This is a genomic window from Neisseria sp. P0004.S004 (assembly GCF_051963335.1).
Lineage (GTDB): Bacteria > Pseudomonadota > Gammaproteobacteria > Burkholderiales > Neisseriaceae > Neisseria.
The window spans coordinates 13,976-37,348 of sequence record NZ_JBQCUK010000009.1; the positions used below are offsets into that span (position 1 = coordinate 13,976).

24 protein-coding genes and 1 tRNA gene are annotated in these 23,373 nt (G+C 47.6%); 14 read left to right on the forward strand and 11 right to left on the reverse strand.

The features are described from left to right. Nucleotides 1-13: 13 nt before the first annotated feature. Nucleotides 14-337, reverse strand: coding sequence for a LapA family protein (locus ACTHRY_RS08760; protein ID WP_049323876.1), 324 nt, complete (start codon nucleotides 335-337; stop codon nucleotides 14-16). 213 nt (nucleotides 338-550) lie between these two features. On the opposite strand from ACTHRY_RS08760, the gene ilvE reads away from it, so the two are divergent. Further along, a complete protein-coding gene (ilvE, locus tag ACTHRY_RS08765) occupies nucleotides 551-1,549 on the forward strand; it encodes a branched-chain-amino-acid transaminase (protein WP_049323817.1) in 999 nt (332 codons plus the stop codon). 1,072 nt (nucleotides 1,550-2,621) lie between these two features. Further along, the gene (locus ACTHRY_RS08770) at nucleotides 2,622-4,862 is read left to right on the forward strand and encodes a right-handed parallel beta-helix repeat-containing protein (protein WP_049323877.1); all 2,241 of its coding nucleotides are present in this window, start codon (nucleotides 2,622-2,624) and stop codon (nucleotides 4,860-4,862) included. A gap of 78 nt (nucleotides 4,863-4,940) precedes the next feature. Here ACTHRY_RS08770 and metE read toward each other — a convergent pair whose 3' ends face one another. The 3 genes from metE to iscX all read right to left on the reverse strand — a co-directional run bounded on the left by metE (nucleotide 4,941) and on the right by iscX (nucleotide 8,554). Next, nucleotides 4,941-7,217 (reverse strand): 5-methyltetrahydropteroyltriglutamate--homocysteine S-methyltransferase, encoded by a 2,277-nt coding sequence (gene metE, locus ACTHRY_RS08775; RefSeq protein WP_003745555.1) that lies wholly within the window; start codon nucleotides 7,215-7,217, stop codon nucleotides 4,941-4,943. Nucleotides 7,218-7,306: 89 nt separating this feature from the next. Then, nucleotides 7,307-8,188, reverse strand: coding sequence for a methylenetetrahydrofolate reductase (gene metF, locus ACTHRY_RS08780; protein WP_049323818.1), 882 nt, complete (start codon nucleotides 8,186-8,188; stop codon nucleotides 7,307-7,309). A gap of 168 nt (nucleotides 8,189-8,356) precedes the next feature. After that, nucleotides 8,357-8,554, reverse strand: a complete 198-nt coding sequence (gene iscX, locus ACTHRY_RS08785; RefSeq protein WP_003682097.1) for a Fe-S cluster assembly protein IscX — start codon at nucleotides 8,552-8,554, stop codon at nucleotides 8,357-8,359. Nucleotides 8,555-8,866: 312 nt separating this feature from the next. Between iscX and ACTHRY_RS08790 the strand changes: the two genes are divergently transcribed. Further along, on the forward strand, nucleotides 8,867-9,487 hold the full coding sequence (locus ACTHRY_RS08790; protein ID WP_049323819.1) for a hypothetical protein: 621 nt from the start codon (nucleotides 8,867-8,869) through the stop codon (nucleotides 9,485-9,487). A 78-nt stretch (nucleotides 9,488-9,565) separates the two neighbouring features. Continuing rightward, nucleotides 9,566-9,940: a hypothetical protein gene (locus tag ACTHRY_RS08795; protein WP_049323820.1), complete on the forward strand. Its 375-nt coding sequence runs from the start codon at nucleotides 9,566-9,568 to the stop codon at nucleotides 9,938-9,940. Nucleotides 9,941-10,029: 89 nt separating this feature from the next. On the opposite strand, the gene ACTHRY_RS08800 is transcribed toward ACTHRY_RS08795, so the two are convergent. The 4 genes from ACTHRY_RS08800 to hscA form a co-directional block, all read right to left on the reverse strand. After that, a complete protein-coding gene (locus ACTHRY_RS08800; RefSeq protein ID WP_141759989.1) occupies nucleotides 10,030-10,653 on the reverse strand; it encodes a hypothetical protein in 624 nt (207 codons plus the stop codon). 75 nt (nucleotides 10,654-10,728) lie between these two features. After that, complete coding sequence (gene fdx, locus ACTHRY_RS08805) at nucleotides 10,729-11,070, reverse strand: ISC system 2Fe-2S type ferredoxin (RefSeq protein WP_003745561.1); 342 nt, start codon at nucleotides 11,068-11,070, stop codon at nucleotides 10,729-10,731. Nucleotides 11,071-11,162: 92 nt separating this feature from the next. Continuing rightward, nucleotides 11,163-11,525 (reverse strand): TIGR02328 family protein, encoded by a 363-nt coding sequence (locus tag ACTHRY_RS08810; RefSeq protein WP_049323823.1) that lies wholly within the window; start codon nucleotides 11,523-11,525, stop codon nucleotides 11,163-11,165. Between the two features lie 76 nt (nucleotides 11,526-11,601). Next, nucleotides 11,602-13,461 (reverse strand): Fe-S protein assembly chaperone HscA, encoded by a 1,860-nt coding sequence (gene hscA / locus ACTHRY_RS08815; protein ID WP_049323824.1) that lies wholly within the window; start codon nucleotides 13,459-13,461, stop codon nucleotides 11,602-11,604. A 245-nt stretch (nucleotides 13,462-13,706) separates the two neighbouring features. Here hscA and rpsF point away from each other — a divergent pair, with 245 nt between their 5' ends. From rpsF to mltB, 5 genes are all read left to right on the forward strand, one after another. After that, entirely contained in the window at nucleotides 13,707-14,078 is a 372-nt protein-coding gene (gene rpsF, locus ACTHRY_RS08820) for a 30S ribosomal protein S6 (protein ID WP_004519252.1), read from the forward strand. After that, complete coding sequence (gene priB / locus ACTHRY_RS08825) at nucleotides 14,075-14,377, forward strand: primosomal replication protein N (RefSeq protein ID WP_191620531.1); 303 nt, start codon at nucleotides 14,075-14,077, stop codon at nucleotides 14,375-14,377. Before rpsF ends, priB begins: the two co-directional genes overlap by 4 nt. Before the next feature lie 6 nt (nucleotides 14,378-14,383). Continuing rightward, nucleotides 14,384-14,614 (forward strand): 30S ribosomal protein S18, encoded by a 231-nt coding sequence (gene rpsR / locus ACTHRY_RS08830; protein ID WP_003678863.1) that lies wholly within the window; start codon nucleotides 14,384-14,386, stop codon nucleotides 14,612-14,614. A gap of 16 nt (nucleotides 14,615-14,630) precedes the next feature. Continuing rightward, nucleotides 14,631-15,083, forward strand: a complete 453-nt coding sequence (rplI, locus tag ACTHRY_RS08835; RefSeq protein ID WP_003678862.1) for a 50S ribosomal protein L9 — start codon at nucleotides 14,631-14,633, stop codon at nucleotides 15,081-15,083. Between the two features lie 202 nt (nucleotides 15,084-15,285). Continuing rightward, nucleotides 15,286-16,365: a lytic murein transglycosylase B gene (gene mltB / locus ACTHRY_RS08840; RefSeq protein WP_440374196.1), complete on the forward strand. Its 1,080-nt coding sequence runs from the start codon at nucleotides 15,286-15,288 to the stop codon at nucleotides 16,363-16,365. 58 nt (nucleotides 16,366-16,423) lie between these two features. On the opposite strand, the gene ACTHRY_RS08845 is transcribed toward mltB, so the two are convergent. Then, entirely contained in the window at nucleotides 16,424-17,137 is a 714-nt protein-coding gene (locus ACTHRY_RS08845; protein WP_049323827.1) for an aldose epimerase family protein, read from the reverse strand. Between the two features lie 198 nt (nucleotides 17,138-17,335). Here ACTHRY_RS08845 and dnaX point away from each other — a divergent pair, with 198 nt between their 5' ends. Next, on the forward strand, nucleotides 17,336-19,339 hold the full coding sequence (gene dnaX / locus ACTHRY_RS08850) for a DNA polymerase III subunit gamma/tau (RefSeq protein WP_440374197.1): 2,004 nt from the start codon (nucleotides 17,336-17,338) through the stop codon (nucleotides 19,337-19,339). Between the two features lie 89 nt (nucleotides 19,340-19,428). Beyond that, a complete protein-coding gene (locus ACTHRY_RS08855) occupies nucleotides 19,429-19,764 on the forward strand; it encodes a YbaB/EbfC family nucleoid-associated protein (protein WP_003678854.1) in 336 nt (111 codons plus the stop codon). Between the two features lie 147 nt (nucleotides 19,765-19,911). On the opposite strand, the gene ACTHRY_RS08860 is transcribed toward ACTHRY_RS08855, so the two are convergent. Further along, nucleotides 19,912-19,987, reverse strand: a tRNA-Asn gene (locus ACTHRY_RS08860). A gap of 138 nt (nucleotides 19,988-20,125) precedes the next feature. Then, nucleotides 20,126-20,617 carry a hypothetical protein gene (locus tag ACTHRY_RS08865; RefSeq protein WP_049323829.1) on the reverse strand — a complete coding sequence of 164 codons (492 nt, stop codon included), beginning with the start codon at nucleotides 20,615-20,617 and terminating at the stop codon, nucleotides 20,126-20,128. A 180-nt stretch (nucleotides 20,618-20,797) separates the two neighbouring features. On the opposite strand from ACTHRY_RS08865, the gene dapF reads away from it, so the two are divergent. The 3 genes from dapF (at nucleotide 20,798) to cysK (ending at nucleotide 23,287) form a co-directional block, all read left to right on the forward strand. After that, entirely contained in the window at nucleotides 20,798-21,649 is an 852-nt protein-coding gene (dapF, locus tag ACTHRY_RS08870; protein ID WP_049323830.1) for a diaminopimelate epimerase, read from the forward strand. Further along, the gene (locus tag ACTHRY_RS08875; RefSeq protein ID WP_049323831.1) at nucleotides 21,646-22,248 is read left to right on the forward strand and encodes a hypothetical protein; all 603 of its coding nucleotides are present in this window, start codon (nucleotides 21,646-21,648) and stop codon (nucleotides 22,246-22,248) included. The genes dapF and ACTHRY_RS08875 overlap by 4 nt, the downstream gene beginning before the upstream one ends. Before the next feature lie 106 nt (nucleotides 22,249-22,354). Continuing rightward, a complete protein-coding gene (gene cysK / locus ACTHRY_RS08880; RefSeq protein WP_107832096.1) occupies nucleotides 22,355-23,287 on the forward strand; it encodes a cysteine synthase A in 933 nt (310 codons plus the stop codon). Nucleotides 23,288-23,373 lie beyond the last annotated feature (86 nt).

Here is a 23,373-nt window from a genome sequence, read left to right on the forward strand (position 1 = left end):
TTGATTGGTGGCGTTACGCTTTGGGAGCGGTGTCGGAAGCCGTTGCCGGTGTTTCGGTTTTGACCGGAGTCAGGTCTTTTTCGGAAAGGTGGGCGTATTTTTTCACTTCGGCACGCAGGCGGTTGTTTTCGCTGCGCAGGGTCAGCAGACGGCCGAAGAGGGCAAATATACCGAACACGATGCCGATAATAAAGGCGCCGAAAAGCACGACAATCAGCGGCAGATTGACGTTTTGGCCGGGCAGGTAGAAGAAGGATACGGTGTGGGTATTGGTGATGGCCAGCAGGAGGAAAACAAGAAGAATCAGGATTTTGATGATGGTATAGATGAGTTTCATGGGTTGCTCCGGGTGGGCCGCGGTTGGGGCAGGCCGTCTGAAAAATGGTATCAGTTTAAACGATTTGCCGGATTTCGGATAGGACGGCATGTTTCAGACGGCATGGGAAGAGTGCCTTTAATGCTGACGGGTACTTGTCAAACCCATATTGAAAGGCGTATTGTTCAGTCTTTAGTTATTATCTTACAAATCAGAATAAGAAAGGCAATCATCATGAGCAGACCAGTCCCAGCTGTATTCGGCAGCGTTTTCCACGCTGAAATGCCCGTTATCGCTTATCGTGAAGGTAAATGGCAACCGGTAGAATGGCAATCTTCCAAAGACCTGACACTCGCCCCCGGCGCACATGCTTTGCATTACGGCAGCGAATGTTTTGAAGGTTTGAAGGCATTCCGTCAGGCAAACGGCAAAATCGTGATGTTCCGCCCGACCGCCAACATCGCGCGTATGCAGCAAAGCGCAGATATTCTGCACCTGCCGCGTCCTGAAACGGAAGCTTATTTGAATGCTTTGATCGAATTGGTCAAACGCTCCGCCGAGGAAATCCCTGACGCGCCTGCCGCTTTGTACCTGCGTCCGACTTTGATCGGTACCGACCCTGTGATCGGTAAAGCCGGTTCTCCTTCCGAAACAGCCTTGCTGTACATTTTGGCTTCTCCTGTTGGCGACTATTTCAAAGCCGGTTCGCCCGTTAAAATCTTGGTGGAAACCGAACATATCCGTTGCGCGCCACATATGGGTCGTGTGAAATGCGGCGGCAACTACGCTTCCGCCATGCCTTGGGTGTTGAAAGCCAAAGCTGAATATGGCGCAAACCAAGTGTTGTTCTGCCCGAATGGCGACGTTCAGGAAACCGGCGCGTCTAACTTTATCCTGATTAATGGCGATGAAATCATTACCAAACCGTTGACCGACGAATTCCTGCACGGCGTTACCCGTGATTCCGTGCTGACTGTTGCCAAAGATTTGGGCTACACCGTTACCGAACGCAACTTTACCGTTGATGAGCTGAAAGCAGCTGTGGAAAATGGCGCAGAGGCGATTCTGACCGGTACGGCTGCGGTCATTTCTCCGGTAACTTCTTTCGTGATTGACGGCAAAGAAATCGAAGTGAAGAGCCAAGAGCGCGGTTATGCAATCCGTAAGGCAATTACGGACATTCAATACGGTTTGACAGAAGACAAACACGGCTGGTTGGTCGAAGTTTGTTAAGTAGAACGCAGTTAATATAAAAGGCCGTCTGAAATATTTTTTCAGACGGCTTTTTTATTGGTTTTTTGATGGGGAAAACGATAATAAAATGCTAAATTTTTTAAACAAACGGTAGTATTTTTAGATAATCGGTATATAATGCGCAGGCATGTTGTAAAAATACATATTGAAAATATCGAATTTTATTGATTTTTAGAAGAAGTTAAAAACAGTTGTAGATATTTATTCTGTATATTTTGTAAATTTAGTTAAATAGGGAATGCTAAAAACATATCGTGTTAAAATTTCCCTCCTTTTGGGCTTCGCGGGATTCACTCTGTCAAGCCAAAAAGGAAAACGATGCAAGATAAAACCATTTTTATTTTGCTATAAAAATCAAAAATAACTTAACTTTGGATGAACTAATCAATTAAAAAGGGACTCTGATACATTTCCGTCAAAAATAACCGGACACATGGTACGCGGACAGATTGCCTATATAAAGTCATCCAAGGGTTCTGTCTGACACCATGACCGTTTCCAATCAGAAAACCGGCAGAAGGGGAAACGCTGCCGAGTTTCTCAAAGCGGCCAACTTCAGTTTGGCCTTTATACAGGCAATTGCTGTTACGACAGAATCCGTCTTACCTCTTTAATCAATCGGCTTTTTTGTTGCACGCTTGTGCGGTGGGAAAGGCGATATTCGATACAAGGAAATACGCTGATTATGTCACATAAACTTGCTCCTCTTGGCCGTACCCACATTCGTCACGGCTCATCCACACCTGAAGCAAATTCCAAATCATCTTCTCCTCTAAAAGAATGGATACACACCCACAATTGGGAGGATATACCGTCGGTTTCTCCTGAGCTTAAGCAATTAAGCGGTAAAAATACGGTAACGAGAGAAGTGGTGCATGTGGCGGAGGCAGCAAGATTTGACAGTTCTTCATCATCTTCAGACGGCCTTGTGACCAAAATGCATGTTGCACGGGCCGGCGTTGCTTCTGTAAGCAGCGTTTCCAGTAAACATACCATTGCGCCTAAAGTGGCGAGCAAACACGTTGTTTCAAAAGAACCGGTTAATCAATCGATGGAAAAAGTCCTGGCTGAAAGGCAAAAAGTTTACGAAGAAGCCAAAGCAAAAAAAATAGCCGAGGCTGCCGCTGCCAAAGCAAAGGCGGTCGAGCGCGCAAAAGAAGCGCATAAAGCGGCAGTCGAAAAAGCGGTTGCAGAGCGTAAAGCCAAACTCGAAGCCGCACGCAAAGAAAAAGAGGCGGAAGACAGAGTTGCCGAAGAAAAAGAAACCGTTGAGATTGTCCATAAAAAGAATCTGAAGGATTCAGACGGCCATGACAAAATAGCGGGCGTTTCTTCCGGTAAAAAAGCGATCAATAGCCACGACGGCCACCTCAGTTCAGGCAAAGCAAACAAAATTGACGACCATACCGAAGGTAGGGCAGGTCTATCCGGAAAATACCGCGTGTATGAATCCAAAGAGTATGGCAATTACGTTCGTGTGAATGATTTTGGTGCCGATGCGCAGGGTAAAAAAGACAGCCTTCAGGCATTTAAGGCAGCTTTAGAAGCGGCGCACAAAGAAAAAGCCATGGTCTTCTTGGATGGTACTTACTATATTTCCAATCAGATTGTGATGGATAAAACCGTCTCCGGCGCGCGTGGTTTGTTTGGTTCGGGCATGGGCAAAACCAAAGTAACGTTTGATAAGGCGCAAACAGGCGAATTCAATCCGGACACCAACCATGACGATATCCGAGAATTTGCCGGTATCTTGATCGATGGGCAAAACAATAAAACCATTGCCGATTTGTCGGTTCAATATACCAACCCTGATTTTTACCGCAAAGGCTTAAGCTATTTTGGCAAGGTAAACGGTATTTTGGTGAACGATGCGGACAATACTTTAATCAGCAAAGTAGAGGTTTCCGGTGCCAACCGTGCTGGTGTGATGTTTACCTCGACCGCTTCTTTGGAAACGGAAAAAGGCCATAAGCTGACCTTTAAAGAGCGCGTGCAAAGCGGCGAAATTGATGAAAAATACGAAGCGCTGCCTTTGGGTGAGAACAACCGTATTGTCGATTCGTATCTGCACCACAACCGCGTTGCCGGTGCGCTGATCGGTTTCCAACAAAACTTTATCGGCGAGGGTAACCGTTTGGATTGGAACGGCCACGAAGCGGATGGCGGGACAGGGTACGGTATGGCCGTGGCTGCCGGCAGCTACAATTACGGCATCACATACCGTAAAAACACGACCGACCACAACTACCGCAAAGGTTTGGATGTGCACGATGGCACAGGCATTGTCATTGAAAACAATGTGTTAACGGGTGACCGGCTATATGGTATTGTTGCCTACAACCGCCAGTTTTCTATGGATAAAGTCAAAATTACCGGCAATACCATTATTCAAGATCCGAGCTTCCGTTTGAATGTTGATGATGACTTGGGCAAGTACTACTACATGTATTCAGGTATTCAGGTGCAAACCAATACCCAATACAGAGATTTGCACTCGGCTGACAAAGGTTATTTCGATATCAGCGATAATGTCATTAAAAATCTGACGGTTTATCAAAATAATATTCAGACCTACGCGATTGAGTTCCGTAACCATGAAAGCAAAATGGATTACACGCTCAATATGGCAAACAACAAGATCAGCGGCGAATCCACCAAATATCTGATTGCCGTCATCAACGATACCTACGACCGTGTTTTATCTAAAAACGGCATGGGCAGCGGTACCATTACCATCAGCGGCAATGATGCCGATATCGGCAAGATTATGAAAGGCGCGGTACCGGTTTATGTGGAAGAACACCATGGCAATGTCGCTATGCATGGGGCGGTAACGATCCACAACAACAAAATTTCCGTGCGTGAAGAGTCTGCCGGCTACGTCGAATTTGCTTATTTAAAGAGCAATGCCAAAGAGTACAACATCACCAATAATACATTGAAACTTGGTGGTGATTTGAATGATGCTTTGATAGACGTACACAGTACCAACCCTAAGGGTAAGGCATCTTTAAATGTGGCCAACAACAAAATTCTGACGGACATTAAAGGCGAGTTGTATGATTCATGGCTGCGCTTTGAAAATGACATCAACACGTATTCTGAAGGCAATAGCCATAACGGCGCAGCACTGAAAAAAGTGAATACGACCGGTAGTAAAGTGACATTGAGCGATGTTCTGTCGGAAGCCAACCATATTGTCGAAACGACTAAAGAGACTGTGTATCACCATACTCAGAACGTGTATACATCAGGAGTGGAAGAACATCATACAACGACAGGGATTTTGTAAGTTGTTGAAGCCGTAAATATCGATAAATAAAAAAAGGCCGTCTGAAAATTTTCAGACGGCCTTTTCATCTAACTCACATTATTTAGCCAGTTCGGCACGCAGTTTGTGGGTTACGTTCATCATCACTTGGAGTTGTTCCAGAGTTTCTTTCCAGCCACGTGTTTTCAGGCCGCAGTCCGGGTTAACCCACAGACGCTCAACCGGTACAACTTCGATGGCTTTGCGCAACAGGTGCTCAACTTCAGCTTCAGTCGGTACGCGTGGGCTGTGGATGTCGTAAACACCTGGACCGATGTCGTTCGGGTATTTGAACTCACCGAATGCAGTCAAGAGCTCCATGTCGGAACGTGAAGTCTCGATGGTGATGACGTCAGCGTCCATAGCGGCGATGGCAGGCAGGATGTCGTTGAACTCAGAGTAGCACATATGAGTGTGGATTTGGGTGCTGTCTTCACAACCGGTAGAGGACAGGCGGAAAGATTCGCCGGCCCAGTTCAGGTAGGCATCCCAATCGGCACGTTTCAAAGGCAGACCTTCGCGGATGGCAGGTTCGTCAATTTGGATGACTTTGATGCCGGCTTTTTCCAGATCCAATACTTCGTCGTTCAGAGCCAGTGCGATTTGTTTGCACACGGTAGAGCGAGGAATATCGTTGCGGACGAAAGACCATTGCAGAATGGTTACAGGGCCGGTCAACATACCTTTCATCGGGCGTTTGGTCAGGCTTTGTGCGTAAGTAGACCAAGCCACGGTCATGGCTTCAGGACGGCTTACGTCACCGAAGATGATAGGTGGTTTAACGCAGCGTGAGCCGTAGCTTTGTACCCAGCCGTATTGGGTGAATGCAAAACCGCTCAACAATTCGCCGAAGTATTCAACCATGTCGTTACGCTCGGCTTCGCCGTGTACCAGTACGTCCAAGTCCAGTTTTTCTTGCTCTTCAACCACCAAGGCGATTTCTTTTTTCATCGCGGCTTCGTAATCAGCGGCAGACAGTTCACCTTTTTTGAAGGCTGCGCGTGCTTGGCGGATTTCGGTAGTTTGTGGGAAAGAACCGATGTTGGTAGTCGGCAGCAGAGGCAGGTTCAACCATGCTTGTTGCGCTTTGATACGGTCGGCAAATGGAGATTTGCGTTGGTCTGCGTTGGCAGGCAAATCGGCCAAGCGTTTGGCAACGTCTGCACGGTGGATTTCGCTGCTGTTGGCACGGGAGTCGGCAGCAGCTTGGCTGGCAGCCAGTTCTTCGGCAACGGAATCACGGCCTTCGTTCAATGCGGCTTTCAGAACGCGCAATTCTTGGGTTTTTTGCAGGGTGAATGCCAACCAAGAGTACAGATCAGGTTTGTTGGCTTTCAGTTTTTCTTCAACTGACAAGTCAAATGGAGTGTGCAGCAGAGAGCAAGAGCTGGAAATCCACAAACGGTCGCCCAGTTTGGCTTGCAGAGGCTCGACAGTTTCCAAAACTTTGTTCAGGTTGGCGCGCCAAATGTTGCGGCCGTCGATAACGCCAGCAGACAGAACTTTGTCGTAGTCGGCAAATGCGTCCAGTTGTTCAGGAGCGCGTACTAAGTCGATGTGCAGGCCGTCAACAGGCAGGGATTTCAGCAAAGCAGCGTGTTCGGCAACAGAACCGAAGTAAGTGCTCAACAGGATTTTGGCGTTTACTTTGCTCAAAGTGGCGTAAACGTCTTTGTAGGCTTCTACCCATTCTTTAGGCAGGTCAACAGCCAAAGCTGGCTCGTCGATTTGAATCCATTCGGCACCGGCTTCAACCAAAGCGTTCAGGATTTCAACGTAAACAGGCAACAGTTTAGGCAACAGGCTCAGACGGTCGAATTCGACAGCGCCTTTTTCTTTACCTACCCACAGGAAAGTCAATGGGCCGACGATGGTCGGTTTGGCTTTCAGGCCCAAAGCTTGGGCTTCTTGCAGTTGTTGAACGTAGTGTTTGGCGTTGGCTTTAAATTCGGTATCGGCGTGGAATTCAGGCACCAAGTAGTGGTAGTTGGTGTCGAACCATTTGGTCATTTCGATAGCGAATTGGTCTTTGTTACCACGGGCCAGTTGGAAGAATTGTTCCAAAGACAGGTTTTGGCTGTCGAAGCCGAAACGGGCAGGGATGGCACCGGTAGCAACTTGCAGGTCGAGGATGTGATCGTAGAAAGTGAAATCGCCTACGGCAACGTAATCAGCGTTGGCAGCAGCTTGGTGTTTCCAGTTTTTCTCGCGCAAGTCTTTAGCAACAGCCAGCAATTCTTGCTCGCTGATTTCTTTGCGCCAGTATTTTTCTTGTGCGAATTTCAATTCGCGGAAGGCGCCGACGCGCGGGAAGCCTGAAAAATGCAATGTTGTCATGTTAACTCTCCTAGTTGGAATTTTTAATCAGGCCGGTATGGCCTGAATGTTCGATATTGTAAATCAGAATGGGGAGGCCGTCTGTTTTATTAACGCGGACGCACACCCAAAATATGGCAGATGGCGTAAGTCAGTTCGCTGCGGTTGAGGGTGTAGAAGTGGAAATCTTTGACACCTTCGCGAGAGAGGACTTTGACCATGTCGATGGCGATGCTGGCGGCAACAAGGTTGCGCGTGCCTTGGTCGTCATCCAAACCTTCGTACATTTTAGACAGCCAGCTTGGGATTTTGACGTTGGTCACTTGGGCCATTTTGGTCAATTGTTTGAAATTGGTTACAGGCAGGATGCCGGGAACGATTTCAACGTCAATGCCCATCATCACGCAACGGTCGCGGAAGCGCAGATAGCTTTCCACGTCGAAGAAGAATTGGGTAATAACGTGGTTTGCACCCGCATCAATTTTGCGTTTCAGATTGATTAAGTCGGCTTGTGCGGATTTGGCTTCCGGGTGAACCTCTGGATAGGCCGCTACGGAAATGTCAAAGTCTGCAACAGAGCGCAACAGTTTGACCAAATCTTCGGCATAGAAAGGTTTTTTCTCATAGCCGGGTGGCTCGTCGCCACGCAGGGCGACAATGCGGCGGATACCGCTGTCCCAATAATCTTTGGCGATTTGGCGCAACTCGTCAGGGCTGGCGTCGATACCGGTCAGGTGGGGGGCTGCGTCAAGGCCGGTTTCTTGTTTGATGCGTTTGACGATACTGTGTGTGCGGTCGCGTTCGCCGGAGTTTGCACCGTAGGTTACGGAAACGAATTTCGGATGCAAGGTTTGCAGGCGATGGATGGAATCCCACAGCATGGTTTCCATTTGTTCGTTTTTCGGCGGGAAAAATTCGAACGAAACATTGATGTCGCCTTTCAAATCAGAAAGGCTGTTGTTTAAAGCGGCGATTTCTCGAGCGTGATTCATGGTTATGCACCTTCTGCATATCTTTTATTTGTTGTCAGACTGCATAATAAATTTGAGGTTGGTATGAGTCAATTTCGAAATTTTCCGAAATTGTATGAATAGATTTAATAAAGACCTCAGGCCGTCTGAAAAACAGCCTGAGGTCTTGTTTGATGAAAAGGGAAAAGGTTATTCCGCTTCATCTATCCAGGCTTGTTGCACGGCTTCGAGAATGCGCTCGCCACAACGCGCCGGATCATCGTCAAATTCAGGCAGAGCCATAATCAAATCACGCAGTTGGGTAAAACGCACGGTTTTCGGGTCGATGCTGTCGCCGTGTAAATCGTAGAGTTCTTCGGCGATGCGTTGGGTATCTGTCCATTTCATGATGTGTTCCTTTATTAGGTTTCGACTATTGCCAATTATTTTAATCAAGAAGAAGTCGGACTGCCAGATTGTTTTACGGAAGATGGGCAGATAAATGATGGCGCTATTTTTTAACAAAATAGCATAGTTGCGTTAAAATACGGCAAGACACTTAAAAATTCACGGCATATTCCCTTTGAATCTGCCGTTTTATACTTTTTATTCCGTTTTGAATGATTTGGTTTCCATGTAAAATTTACATTTCGCTATGCAACCAAATTTTTTGGAACGGCTCTTAAGACAATCCATCGCTTAAAAATAAAAGGAAAAAAGATGAATAACGCACTCAACGCCAAGCTGTCCAAACTGATTTACGCGCTCGCTTCCGATGATCCGGAGTATCTGTCCAAAGCAGGTGCATTCGACCGTTTGCTGTTGTTAGTTCGCGAATTTTATCTGATGCTGGACGAAACAGAAGGTTTGAAACAGCTGGTGTTCCGTCTGTATTACGGCAAACACTATGGCTTGATTAAACTGGATGCTGCTTCACCCAATGACGATGCAGGCGCATTGAGGTTGAAACGTTGGATGGTTTATTCGCGCATCGCCGAGCGTATCGAAAATTGCGGCAAGCATTTGTCGGTCGTGCTTGAAGATGCGGTGTTGGAAAATGGCGCGGACAAATCGCATTATATAGATGAAGCCAATGCCATTATCGAGCGTTTCGGTTTGGTAAGGGATGAGGCTACACTTTCGGCGATTGAGGCAGAGGAAGCTTTGAAGGCTGAGGCTGAACTGCCGACAGTCAACAAATCTAAAAACGCGGCTCCCCGTTATAACGGCAATATGCATCAAATCAGAATGCAAGAGAAAATTGAAAATTACTCCGCTACGCAGAAAGTGGCCTCCATGCAAATTTCGCGTATGCGTTTTATTTTTCCTCATATCAAATAGTTTGCCGCATAAGCAACAGGCCGTCTGAAAACCATAAATTTGTGGTTTCAGAGGCCTTTTTCATTAAACCTTGTTTTAATGGTCTTCACGAGCGTGGTTGATCGTATATTTAGGGATTTCTATGACCAAGTCTTTGTCGGCAACGACTTGTCTGCGGCACTTGACGATATAGTGGTGGAACACGAAGAAGCGAAACAGCGTTATACAGATGCCGCAAACGAAATCATCAAACGCTTCGGCTTGGCGGGCTATGTACCTGAACCGCCGAAATCTATGGTAACAGCGCAAAACGAGCCTGCACCGAAATCCGAGCCTAAGAGCATCATAACCCGTCACGACAGCAGCCTCAGTATGTTGAACGCTAAGGGCAGAGTGGAAAGCTATCCCGTCGCACAAACCACTGCTTCGATGAAAGTTTCCTGCTTAAGGTTTATCGTCCCCCGTTCCAAATAATGGTTTGATAACGATTTGACGGAAGGTCGTCTGAAAACGGTCGGTAAGGCAGTTTTCAGACGACCTTTTGTTTGCTTTTAAAGACAGTGTTATTCTCGATCCAAGGGAATGGCATGGTCAGATAACTTTGTACCCTTAAGTCCAAACTTTTTCAGAATAAAGGAAGATGGGTATTGATATGTGGTTATGTCTTCAAGGGTGGCGGGGTACTTATACACCATAATTTTCTTTTCACAGGATTTTGTAATACAAGCTTCCTCTGAATTATTGATATCTCCCGAGCGTTCAAAAATGTTTTCAGATTCCGAATAGGCATAAAAATTATTGCTTACAAAGACCTCTTTACCATTTTGAATCTTGGTTTCGGTAATGCCCAAGGATTTCAAATTGCTACCCTGATAGTATAAAAACAAACTCAAATGACTCTTGCCTTGGATCGATTTACAAGAGGTGGAGTAATCTCCATTTTCAACTATAAGCACAAAACGTTTTATTGGGGTTGTCCTAATACGGTAGCGGACAGGGCGCTTGATTCTATCAATCATGGCATTCAGTTGCTTATTGCGGTATTTGGTGTCGCCAATAATGTTTTCCATTGCCTTATCTACTTCTGCTTGGTTGTATTGATAGCAAGTTATCTCCTGCCATTCAGCATGATCGGCATAGGCTGTGTGTAGGAAGAATAGGAGTGAAAGCAAGGTTAAACATTTCAACAATGAATTCCAAACTATTTGCTTTTGAAAGGTCGTCTGAAAATTGCTTGATCCGTTTCAGACGATCTTTTTGCATCAATGATCTTCGCGCGCGTGGTTGATGGTGTATTTGGGGATTTCAACCACCAAGTCTTCGTCGGCAACAACTGCCTGACAGCTTAAGCGTGAATCGGCTTCCAAGCCCCATGCCTGGTCAAGCAGGTCTTCTTCCAGTTCGCTCGGTTCTTCCAAGCTGTCAAAACCTTTGCGGATGATGACGTGACAGGTTGTGCAGGCGCAGGATTTTTCGCATGCGTGATCAACTTCGATGTCATGGTCGAGCAGCACGTCAAGGACGGTTTGGCCTTCCGGTGCGTCTTCGATAACCGCGCCTTCGGGGCATAATGTCGCGTGTGGGAGTACGGTAATTTTTGGCATTTTTATTGTCTCGGTTGTTTAAGAGTGGTTGTGGTTAAAGTGGTTTCAGACGGCCTTGGGTATTCAATATTCAGGCCGTCTGAAAAATGGGTTTATAACATGATGCCTTTACTTTTTAAATTTTCCAGACATTCGTCCAAGTAAGCATCATTATGTTCGGCATAAATCGGCGAAGTAGCTGTTTCAGCCGCGTGCGAATGGTATGGGGAAACGGCTTTGCCGCGATATAGCGGGTCTTTCCATAAGGCATCGGGTTTGTAACCGCGCTTTTCCATCTCTTCCATAATCAACGCGTGATACAGGTAGAGTTTGTAGGGTGAATGGGTAAAAACGTAATTAACCGTCGCATGCGGCCTGCCCCAGCCCGCCCCGCGTAAAGCAGCGCATTCGCGGTGTTGCCCCAAAAGCTGGGCACGGGGGAGTAGGGGGATAAGGGTTTGGTGCCAGAGTCGCATAGAAGTAATCAGGTTGTTTGGGATATTAGATTTTCAGACGGCCTCTTTATCCAAGGCCGTCTGAAACCATTTGCCGTCAAATATTATCAACGCTTTGCCCTGTCAACGCGCGTTGGATGTTGCGGTTCATGCGTTTGGCGGCGAAGTTGTCGGTGCTGTGGCTGAGTTTGGCGACGGCGGCGCGGATGTCTTCGGCTTTACCGTCTTTCAGATAGCTTTGCAAAGCGACGATGTCTTGTTGAATCTGTTGCAATTCTTCGGCTTCCAATAAATCGCTGTCCAACTCAAGGGCGGCATTGACGGCGTCGGTCAGGCTTTCGGCTTCGACGACGGCTTCGGCGCGTGCGCGTGCGGCCATGTCTTCGGCGGCGTTGCTCATGCTGTCTTTGAGCATTTGGGTGATGGTGTCGTCGTCCAAGCCGTAGGAAGGTTTGACTTCGATTTGCGCCTGTACGCCGGTGCTTTGTTCTTGTGCGGAAACGGACAGCAAGCCGTCGGCGTCAACTTGGAAGGTCACGCGTATACGCGCTGCGCCTGCTGTCATGGGCGGAATACCGCGCAGGGTAAATTTGGCCAGGCTGCGGCAGTCGGAAACGAGTTCGCGCTCGCCTTGTACGACGTGTATCGTCATGGCAGTCTGACCGTCTTTGAAAGTAGTGAAGTCCTGCGCGCGCGCGGTAGGAATGGTGGAATTGCGCGGGATGATTTTCTCGGCAAGACCGCCGTAGGTTTCCAAACCGAGCGACAAGGGGGTAACGTCCAGCAGCAGCCATTCGCCGTCGGTTTTGTTGCCGGCAAGGACGTTTGCCTGTATGGCGGCACCGAGTGCAACCACTTCGTCTGGGTTGAGGTTGTTCAACGGAGTTTGTCCAAAGAAGGTGGCGACCGCTTGTTGAACGTGCAGCATACGGGTCGAACCGCCGACCATAATCACGCCTTTAATGTCGGCTTTGGTCACGCCTGCGTCTTTCAGTGCTTGTTTGACCGGCTCTATGGTTTTTTGCACCAGATTTTGGGTCAGATTGTGAAACTCTTGGCGGGTAATGACGGTATGAACTTTATGGCCGTCTGAAAGTGTAGTTTCGATGACGGCTTCGGTTTGAGTGGTCAGTTTTTCTTTGGCGGTACGGACAAGGGAAAGCAGAAGCTGGCTGTCTTGTTCGTTGAGTTTGGAAAGGTCGTTTTGTTCCAGCAGGTGGCAGAACAAGCGATGGTCGAAGTCGTCGCCGCCCAATGCGCTGTTGCCGCCGGTGGCTTTGACTTCAAACAGGCCTTTAGTCAGTTGCAATACGGATACGTCGAATGTGCCGCCGCCCAAGTCATAAACGACAAACGTGCCTTCCGAGGCGTTGTCCAGTCCGTAGGCGATTGCGGCGGCGGTCGGTTCGTTAAGGAGGCGCAAGACATTCAAACCTGCCAAACGCGCGGCATCTTTGGTAGCTTGACGTTGGGCATCGTCGAAATAAGCGGGTACGGTAATGACGGCGCCGACCAAATCGCCGCCCAATGTTTCTTCTGCACGCGATTTGAGGGCTTTGAGGATTTCTGCCGATACTTCGATAGGCGTTTTCGCACCTTGACGGGTGTTTAATTCGACCACGCGCTCATTGGGTGTAAATTGATAGGGCAGGTATTGCGCGTCTTGTGTGAGGTCGGTAAGGGTGCGGCCGATCAGGCGTTTGGCGGAGCTGACGGTATTTAGCGGATCGGTTTTTTGTGCAGAAAGGGCGTTTTTGCCGACTTCGACTCCGCCATCCAAATAGCGGACAACGGAAGGCAGGGTGGTACGGCCGTCTGAATCGGGTAGGCAGACTGCACTGCCGCTGCGTACGGTGGCCACCAAGCTGTTGGTTGTGCCTAAATCAATGCCTACGGCGAGGCGGTGTTGATGGGGGGCGGCGGACATGCCGGGTTCGGAAATCTGCAAAAGAGCCATGATTGTGTGCCTTCTGATGCTGTATTTATTAGGATGGGGCAGATTTTAGCAGATTTTTGGCAGATAGTTGAGTGGTTTGCTAGGAAATAACCCTAAGGCTTAATGTTGTTTTTTAATTGAAAAGAAAGTGGATTTTGAATCCGGACTTGTATTTTTTAAGAAATGCGGATAAAATTCAGCCTCTTTGCCTTGCCTTTTACTTCGCATGGTGAAAGGCTGTTTTTAATCATCCATAAGGAGATAACATGCGTCATTACGAGATCGTGTTTATCGTTCATCCTGATCAAAGCGAGCAAGTGCCTGCTATGGTTGAGCGTTACAAAACCATGATTACTGAAGCCAACGGTAAAATCCACCGTTTGGAAGACTGGGGCCGCCGTCAATTGGCTTACCCAATCAACAAAATCCACAAAGCACACTATGTTTTGATGAATATCGAAACTACTCCTGAAGTGGTTGAAGAGTTGGAAACTGCTTTCCGCTTCAATGATGCCGTACTGCGTCACCTGACCATCAAAACAAAACACGCTGTAACTGAAGCTTCCCCAATGCTGGGCGGCGAAAAAGCAAAAAACTTGCTGAACGGTGCGGCTGAAGAAGTTGCAGCAGCCGAATAAGATTGAATAATCTGATTAAGCTTACCGCCCGTATCTTACAGGTTCAGCCTTTGAGATATACGCCGGCAGGAATTCCTGTTTTAGATGTTGTGTTGCAACATGAATCTTGGCAGGAAGAAAACGGACAGAAATGTCTGGTCAAATTTGAAATTCCCGCGCGGATTTTAGGTAAGCAGGCTGAGGAATGGCAGTATCGGCAAGATGCCGTCATCGAGTCGGAAGGTTTTTTGGCACAACGCAGCCAACGCTTCCCCAAGCCGGTACTACGCATACAGAACATTAAAGAATATAAAGGTTAAACGACAATGGCTCGTCAATCATTCAAACGTAGAAAATTCTGCCGCTTTACGGCTGAAAAAATCCAAGAAGTTGATTACAAACAAGTTGATTTGTTGAAAGACTTCATCTCTGAAAACGGCAAAATCATCCCTGCCCGCATTACTGGTACTAAAGCACACTACCAACGTCAGTTGGCTACTGCTGTGAAACGTGCCCGTTTCCTGGCTCTGTTGCCTTACACCGATCAACACAAATAATTTTGGAGTTTAAATCATGCAAATTATTCTGTTAGAAAAAATCGGCGGTCTGGGTAACTTGGGTGATATCGTTACCGTTAAAAACGGTTACGCACGCAACTTCCTGATCCCTGCCGGTAAAGCAAAACGTGCAACCGAAGCCAACATGAAAGAATTCGAAGCACGCCGCGCTGAATTGGAAGCCAAACAAGCTGAGATCTTGGCTGATGCTAAAGCCCGTCAAGAAAAACTGGAAGGCCAAACCATTACTGTTGCTCAAAAAGCCGGTGTTGATGGTCGTCTGTTCGGTTCTGTTACCAATGCTGACATCGCTGAAGCGATTGTTGCTGCCGGTATCCAAGCTGCTAAAGCAAACGTACGTCTGCCTAACGGCCCTTTGAAAGCTGTTGGCGAATACGAAGTTGAAGTGGCTCTGCACACCGACGCTGTTGCTAAAATTACCGTTGCTGTTGTTGCAGCCGCTGAGTAATTAATTCATTCAAGGCCGTCTGAAAATCAAGGGTTTCCTTGAATTTCAGACGGCCTTGTTTATCTGCTTGAGCTGAAGTAAGTAAATATCGATTTGTCTATATTTTTTAAGTCTGTCTAGAAATATAGCGGAAGAGATAATGTATTGGCCGAATATTCATTCGTGTTCGGGTTTGTCGTATTATTTAGTAAAGAGATTATTTATGAATAAAATCAAAATCTTTGGAATAGGTCTGACTGCTTTGGCTTTAGCTTCATGCGGCACTCCGCAAAAGCCTGCTGTTGATACGGCAAAACCTGTCGAGCCTGTTTCCTCTGCAAAACGACCTGTATTTGATGCTGCCGCAGAATCTGTTGCCAGCAGCGGTTTTAATGAAAACGTCAATGTTCAGCAGTTTATCCAATATGAAGTGAAAAACCGCCGTTTCAGTGAGGAAGAATTGCGCAATTTCTTCAATGGCGTGGTGTATAAAGGCAATATTATTACCATTATGTACCGCCCAAGTACTTCGCGTCCTTGGTATGAATTCCGCACCGGTAACTCCGGTGCAGCCAAATTTAACGGCGGCAGACAATTCTATGCGACAAACCGTGCCGTAATTGATGATGTGGCACGCAAATACGGTGTTCCTGCCGAATTGATCGTGGCGATTCTCGGTATTGAAACCAATTATGGCAAAAATACGGGTAGCTTCCGCGTTGCCGATGCTTTGAGCACATTGGCCTTTGATTATCCCCGCCGTGCCGAATTTTTCCAAAACGAATTGAGCGAACTTTTGCTGATGGCAAAAGAAGAAAAAGAAAATATTTTTGATTTCAAAGGCAGCTATGCCGGCGCGATGGGCATGCCGCAATTTATGCCTTCCAGCTACCGTAAATGGGCGGTGGACTATGATGGTGACGGTCATCGCGATATTTGGAATAATGTCGGCGATGTGGCGGCTTCTGTCGCCAATTATATGAAACAACATGGCTGGCAGACTGGCGGTAAGATGGTTGTGCCGGTCAGTCTGACGATTACGCCGCACTTGCAGGCGATTATCGATGAGAAAACTGCTTTGACACGCACTGTCGCAGATTTCAAAGCCTTGGGTGTCGTGCCTCAAGCTGCTGTTGCCGATAATGAAAAAGCTGTGTTATATGCTTTGGAAACCAGCCCTGGCGTATTTGAATACTATTTGGGCCTGAATAACTTCTACACCGTATGGCAATACAACCACAGCCGTATGTATGTAACAGCGGTACGCGATATTGCGAATGCAATCAACAACAATGGTCTGTAAGCCATAAGAAAACCACCCTTCGGGGTGGTTTTTAAATATCGAGAATTTGTAAAGGAGGTTAAGCCATTAGTCTGATTTTCATGGCGTAACGTTTTTTACTGTGTCCTGAAACAAATTGTCCGCCTCGGGCAGGGGATAAAAATGCATTGCCTTCTGCGGTTGGCTCTGCACAAGTATATTGGCCGTTTCGATCGCTCCAGAGTGCGTACACAGGCAGATTGTGGGTACGGATATCCAGTTTTAAGCCGTCAAATGCAACGTGTGCATCCTGGTCGGAGGAAACAAATTCGGTATGGGAGATATAGTCAGCATCGTATGGCGCGCCGTTAAAATCAAATTGTGTGCCGGCGGCGGTAAAGTAGGGGTGGAATCCCGGAGAAGTGCGGACGGGTGATTCACCGTAATTGCAGACGGTCAGGATGGCGATGGCTTCATTTTCATTAGGCAGGCTGTAATCGAGCAACCATTCGACGTGTTCATAGCCTTTTTCTGTGCTGATTAATTTTAAGCCGATATCCGATTCATTTTGATGGCGGATTTCCCAGTCTGATGTCCTGCCGAAACCATGTTGGGCCAGATGATTTTTGCTATCAGGTCCGAATTGGGGTAGGCAGACGTGCATGCCGCCGCGTAATTTTGTGTCATCGCCGACTTGAACGCTGGTTTTCGGAAATAAGACTTCCCGTCCTTTTAGAATCAGGGAATCAATATATCCGCCCATTGTATTGACTTGCATAGTGGCTGATTGGTTGCGTAGTATGATTTCGGACATGATGTTTTAAACTTCAAATTACTTATCATTTATGTAGCATTCTAACATCGCAATAACATGCTGTCGCCGCCGGCTGTATAGAAAATCCTTAATAAAAATCAAAAAAATGCTAGAATATATGCCATTTTCTGAGGTCGTCTGAAGAGCGGATCATTCTTTTCAGACGGCCTTCCGATTTATTTCCCGTAGAGAAACAACATGGCTTATCAAGTTCTTGCACGAAAATGGCGTCCGAAAACCTTTGCCGATTTGGTCGGTCAGGAACACGTCGTCAAAGCCCTGCGCAACGCGCTGGACGAAGGCCGTCTGCACCATGCCTATCTGCTGACAGGGACGCGAGGTGTGGGTAAGACTACGATTGCCAGAATTTTAGCCAAGAGCTTGAACTGCGAAAATGCCGTGCATGGCGAGCCGTGCGGTCAGTGTGAGAGCTGTACGCAAATTGACAGCGGCCGTTATGTGGATTTATTGGAAATCGATGCGGCATCGAATACCGGTATCGACAATATCCGCGAAGTGTTGGAAAACGCGCAATACGCGCCGACTGCGGGTAAATACAAAGTCTATATCATCGACGAAGTGCATATGCTTTCCAAAAGCGCGTTCAATGCCATGCTGAAGACTTTGGAAGAGCCGCCCGAACACGTTAAATTCATTTTGGCGACCACCGATCCGCACAAAGTCCCCATTACTGTATTGAGTCGCTGTTTGCAGTTTGTTTTGCGCAACATGACGACTCAACAGGTTGCCGAGCATTTGGCACATGTTTTGGATCGTGAAAACGTTCCTTATCAGCCGCAGGCCTTGCAGCTTTTAGGGCGTGCTGCCTCCGGCTCGATGCGCGATGCGTTGAGCCTTTTGGATCAGGCGATTGCCATGGGTTCGGGTAAAGTGGCCGAACAAGATGTCCGCCAAATGATCGGAGCGGTCGATAAACAATACTTGTTTGAATTGCTTGAAGGAATCATTAATCAAAACGGTGAGGCCTTGCTGGAAAAGGCTCAGGAAATGTCCGCCAGAGCGATTGGTTTTGACAGCGCATTGGCAGAGTTGGCCATGCTGTTGCAACGTTTGGCTTTGATTCAAACCATTCCTTCCGCCTTGGCAAATGACGACCCTGAACGTGAAACCTTGCTTCGTTTAAGTCAGGTCTTGAGTGGCGAGCAGATTCAGCTTTATTATCAATGTGCTATTCATGGCAAACAGGATTTGCCGCTGGCTCCGGACGAGTATGCCGGTTTTGTCATGACGCTTTTGCGCATGCTTGCATTTGCGCCATTGGCCGCTTCGGGTTGCGATACGCAAAGTCAGATTGAACACACGGATTTGCATTCCGATCATCAGAAAGCTGAGGCCGAAAAAAAGCCTTTTCAGCTGCCGAAATCTGAGCCGATAGCAGCACCGGCGGTTGAGAAAGAGGCTGTTCCGAGCAAACAGGATACCGTTGAAAGGCCGTCTGAAGAAACCGTTCAGCCTGTTCGGCAACAACAGGCGGATGTACCGCCTTGGGAAGACATACCGAGCCAAGTATCGGCTGAACCGCCTCAAATTCAAGCGGCGCAGATACAAGAAGCAGCGGAGCCATTGCCTGTTGCACAAGTTCAGACGGCCCCTGAGCCGGAAGAATATCCGCACATGGATGAGGAAATTCCGCCTCCGTATTTTGATGAAGCATATGTATATGAAGATTCGCATCGTGCTGATGTGATGGAAGTACCGCAGCCGGTTGTGTCTGCTGAATCTGAAGAAGAGGAGGGAGATGAAGAAGAGCTTCAGTTCGCTCCTTTGCCTGAGTTTAAAACAGAGAATTGGCACAGCATTATCGAACGCTTCGCCCGTAAATTAGGCGCGGCGCAGATGTTGGCGCAAAATGCGGCATGGACGAGTTATGATGCGGAAGCAGGTTTAATCATGCTGTCGTTGACGGATGAGGCCAAAGCCACGGCCAATAAAGAGCGCTTGGATAAAATCTGCCAGACGTTGAGCGAGGCCTATCATCTTGGCAATTTAAGGCTGCAAACCGAGCCTTGGCAGGATGATAAAGGCTGGGAAACGCCGGTGATGCGCCGTAAACGTATTCAAGAAGAAGGGCGGCAGCAGGCGCAAGATTTGCTGGAAGCGGATACAACGGCGCAGAAAATCTTGCAAACCTTTGAAGCACAATGGCTGCCGGATTCTTTAGAGTTGGCAGGACATTCTTAACATACTGATATACAAGGCCGTCTGAAAGGCAATAGCGTTTTCAGACAGCATGAGTAAAACCCATTTATTCAAACCCATAGGAGTAAAATATGTTTGGAAAAGCCGGATTAGGCGGCCTGATGAAACAGGCCCAACAAATGCAGGAAAACATGAAAAAGGCACAAGCCAAGCTGGCTGAAACCGAAGTTGAAGGTGAAGCAGGCAATGGTTTGGTGAAAGTCGTGATGACCTGTTCCCACGTTGTCCGCAAACTTGAAATCAGCCCTGATTTGATTCAAGAGGCTGCTGACGATAAAGAAATGCTGGAAGATTTGGTATTGGCCGCCATCAATGCCGCTTCTGAAAAAGCCGAAGAAACCACCAATAAAACCATGGGCGCATTCACCCAAGGCCTGCCTGCAGGCATGGGAGATTTCTTCCGTTGATTTAAAATCAATAAAAGGCCGTCTGAAGCCAGATTTGGGTTTCAGACGGCCTTTTTTATTATGAGGATTCAGGGCTTTCTTTGGGAAAGAACAATCGTTCTTTATTGATATAAAAAAGCCTGAACAGAAGTTCAGGCTTTTTAAATTTGGCTCCCCGACCTGGGCTCGAACCAGGGACCTGCGGATTAACAGTCCGTCGCTCTACCGACTGAGCTATCGGGGAATGGGGCGTATTATAATGGCTGGAAAAAATGTGTCAATCCATATTTTCAAGAAAATGGTACAAAATATTTCAAATGTTTGAATGTTAAAAATATTTTGTAATCAAGTTTCACAGGCTTCCAGCCGTTTCAGACGGCCTTTAGTATTTGGCGTTAACCAATTTGCCGTTTTGGAACACTTGCTGCTGCATCACGGTGCCGTTGTAGGCGTAAGTGGTCAGCGAGCCGTTGCTTGGCGTAGCGCGGAACTGCATCAGCTGGTTGCGACTGAGGACGTAGGGGTCCGTGCGTTTTTGGCTGTTGTCGCTGTAAAAGTCTTGGACGACGTATTCGTTGTTGCGTTTGCTGATCAGTTGGCGATGGAAGCCGCCTTTGACTGCGCTGTTGCTGGGTGTGCCGTGTGCATCAAAATAGGTCACGATTTGTTCTTCTGAGATACGGATGCCGTCTGAATCCGTGCCTTTGGTGGTTTTGGTTTTGTCCAAGCCTACAGGGATGTTGATGGATGTGCCCAAGCCGACATGGCGGCCGATGCCGGTGCCGACGCCTAAGCCGATGGAAACGCCGGGCGTGCCGACTGTACATGCACTGAGTGAAGCGGCCAAAAGGGCAGGTAAGAGAACTTTTTTCATAATGTGTATCCTTGTAATAAGAAATGTTTGTAATGTTGGAAGTATAGTATTTTTGCGGGGTGGCTGGTGTTAGTATTGGTAAAAGGGCGCAAGGCCGTCTGAAAAACAAGATAGAAACGGATATATCATTCTGGTGTAGAATGTGCCGGAATAATGATTTAATAAGAATGTGAATGAATAATGAAAACTTTAAAATTTACGAAGATGCACGGCTTGGGCAATGATTTTATGGTGGTCAATGCCATCGAACAGGACTTTGATCCGTTGGCTGCGCCGCTGGCCCAATGGGCAGACCGCTATCGCGGCGTGGGGTTCGATCAGTTTTTGGTAGTGGAGAAGCCTTCTTCTGATGCGGTCGATTTTCGGTATCGTATTTTCAATGCGGATGGTCGGGAAGTAGAGCAATGTGGCAATGGTGCGCGTTGTTTTGCGCGTTTTGTCGCGGATAAGGGTTTGACGGATAAAACGGAAATTTTGGTTGAAACGGCCAAAGGGATTATTGTGCCGAAGCTGTTGGATAATGGTTTGGTTACCGTCAATATGGGTAAGCCGCGTTTCATGCCGTCTGAAATTCCGTTTGTGCCTGCGCATGGTGAAACGGAAGATGCGCTGACACATATTGTCTTGGTCGGTTTGGAATCTGTGCCGGTAAGCTGCGTGAATATGGGTAATCCTCATGCGGTGATTTTGGTTGATGATGTTGAGGCTGCGCCGGTGGAGCATTGGGGCGGTGCCATTGAATCGCACGAGCAGTTTCCTGAACGGGTCAATGTCGGTTTTATGCAGATTGAAGATGAGTTGTCCGTCCGGTTGCGTGTGTTTGAGCGCGGGGTGGGGGAAACTCAGGCTTGCGGCACTGGAGCGTGTGCGGCCGTGGTGGCCGGCGTGCGCAATGGCCTGCTGAAAGCGGGTGCGCCTGTGCGTGTTACTCTGCCTGGAGGCGAACTGTTTATCAGTTGGGAAGAAGGGGGTGATGTGCAAATGACCGGCCCTGCTGAAACCGTTTTTGAAGGCGAGTTGCAGTATTCATGATGGTTTCTTTGGATTTTTGGTTTGCCATTGCGTATGCTGCGGTATCGTTGGCATTTATTTTTCGCGCGCAGCGGTTTCAATGGCTTTGGGCTGCGGTGTTGTTGTGGCTGGGGATTTCGGCACTGGGCGCGCGCTTGTTGCCTGGAATGTGGGGCTTTACGCATACAGGCCCTTTGTTCATCCCTCATTTTTATCTGACAATCGCCAGTATTTTCTTCTTTATTGATGACTGCAGTAAAACGGAAGACAGAAAGTTTTGGTCGGCAGGCGAATATGCCGGTTTGACCTTATTTGCCGTTTCCAATGTCGTCATGACTTTGGCTTTTGTTTTCTTGGCTGTCGCGGTTTATTTCATCTTGCCGCTGGCAGGCTCGGTTTTTGCATGGGCGGCCTTGCTGAAAATTTATGCTTTGAAACCCATTTATTGGTTTGCATTGCAGGGCGTCCTGATGCTGGTGTTTTATCTGCACAGAGTGGTTGTTTGCAAGCAGTCTGCCTCTCTTTTCAGTATGCGGCAGATGTGGGCAGGCTGGACGGTTGCCGTCGTGATGCAGGCTGTGGTTGCCGTTGCATTGATTTTTGAGCGCAGTGGATATTGACCGCGCTTGAATCAAAAGTTATAAAGAAAGAAATTTTCGATATTGGTTTTTCAGACGGCCTGAGTTTAATATGCAGGCTGTATTACATCTAAATCAGGAGCAGGAAATGAAAATTGCAAATAATATTACCGAGCTGATCGGCAACACACCTCTGGTGAAACTGAACCGCCTGACCGAAGGTTTAAAAGCGCAAATCGCCGTTAAACTTGAATTCTTTAATCCGGGCAGCAGCGTGAAAGACCGTATTGCCGAATCTATGATTGAAGCGGCCGAGCAAGCCGGTAAAATCAATAAAGATACCGTTATCGTCGAGGCAACTAGTGGCAATACCGGCATCGGTTTGGCCATGGTGTGCGCGGCCCGGGGGTATAAATTGGCCATCACCATGCCTGAAAGCATGAGTAAAGAACGCAAAATGCTGCTGCGTGCGTTTGGTGCAGAATTGATTTTGACCCCAGCTGCCGAAGGCATGGCAGGCGCTATCGCCAAAGCCCAATCTTTAGTGGACGAACATCCGGGCACTTATTTCATGCCGCGCCAATTTGATAACGAGGCCAATCCTGAAGTTCACCGTAAAACCACTGCCGAAGAAATTTGGCGCGATACAGACGGTAAAGTGGATATTTTTGTGGCCGGTGTGGGTACGGGCGGTACGATTACCGGCGTGGGCGAAGTGTTGAAAAAATACAAACCCGAAGTTCAAATCGTGGCTGTCGAGCCTGAAGCTTCTCCAGTATTGAGCGGTGGTGAGAAAGGCCCGCATCCGATTCAAGGTTTGGGCGCAGGCTTTATCCCCAGCGTTTTGAATACGACTGTTTACGACAGCATTGTCAAAGTGCCTAACGATGCAGCATTTGAAACTGCGCGCGCTATGGCCGAAAAAGAAGGCATTTTGGTGGGTATTTCTTCAGGTGCCGCAGTATGGAGCGCATTGCAACTGGCCAAAAAAACTGAAAACGAAGGCAAGCTGATCGTTGTCTTGTTGCCATCATATGGCGAACGCTATCTTTCTACGCCGCTTTTTGCCGATTTGGCATAAATATAGGATTGTGGTTAAAAGGCCGTTTTCAGACGGCCTTTTTTGCGTATGGGCTTGAGATATCGTATGAAATCTGTTGTAATTCA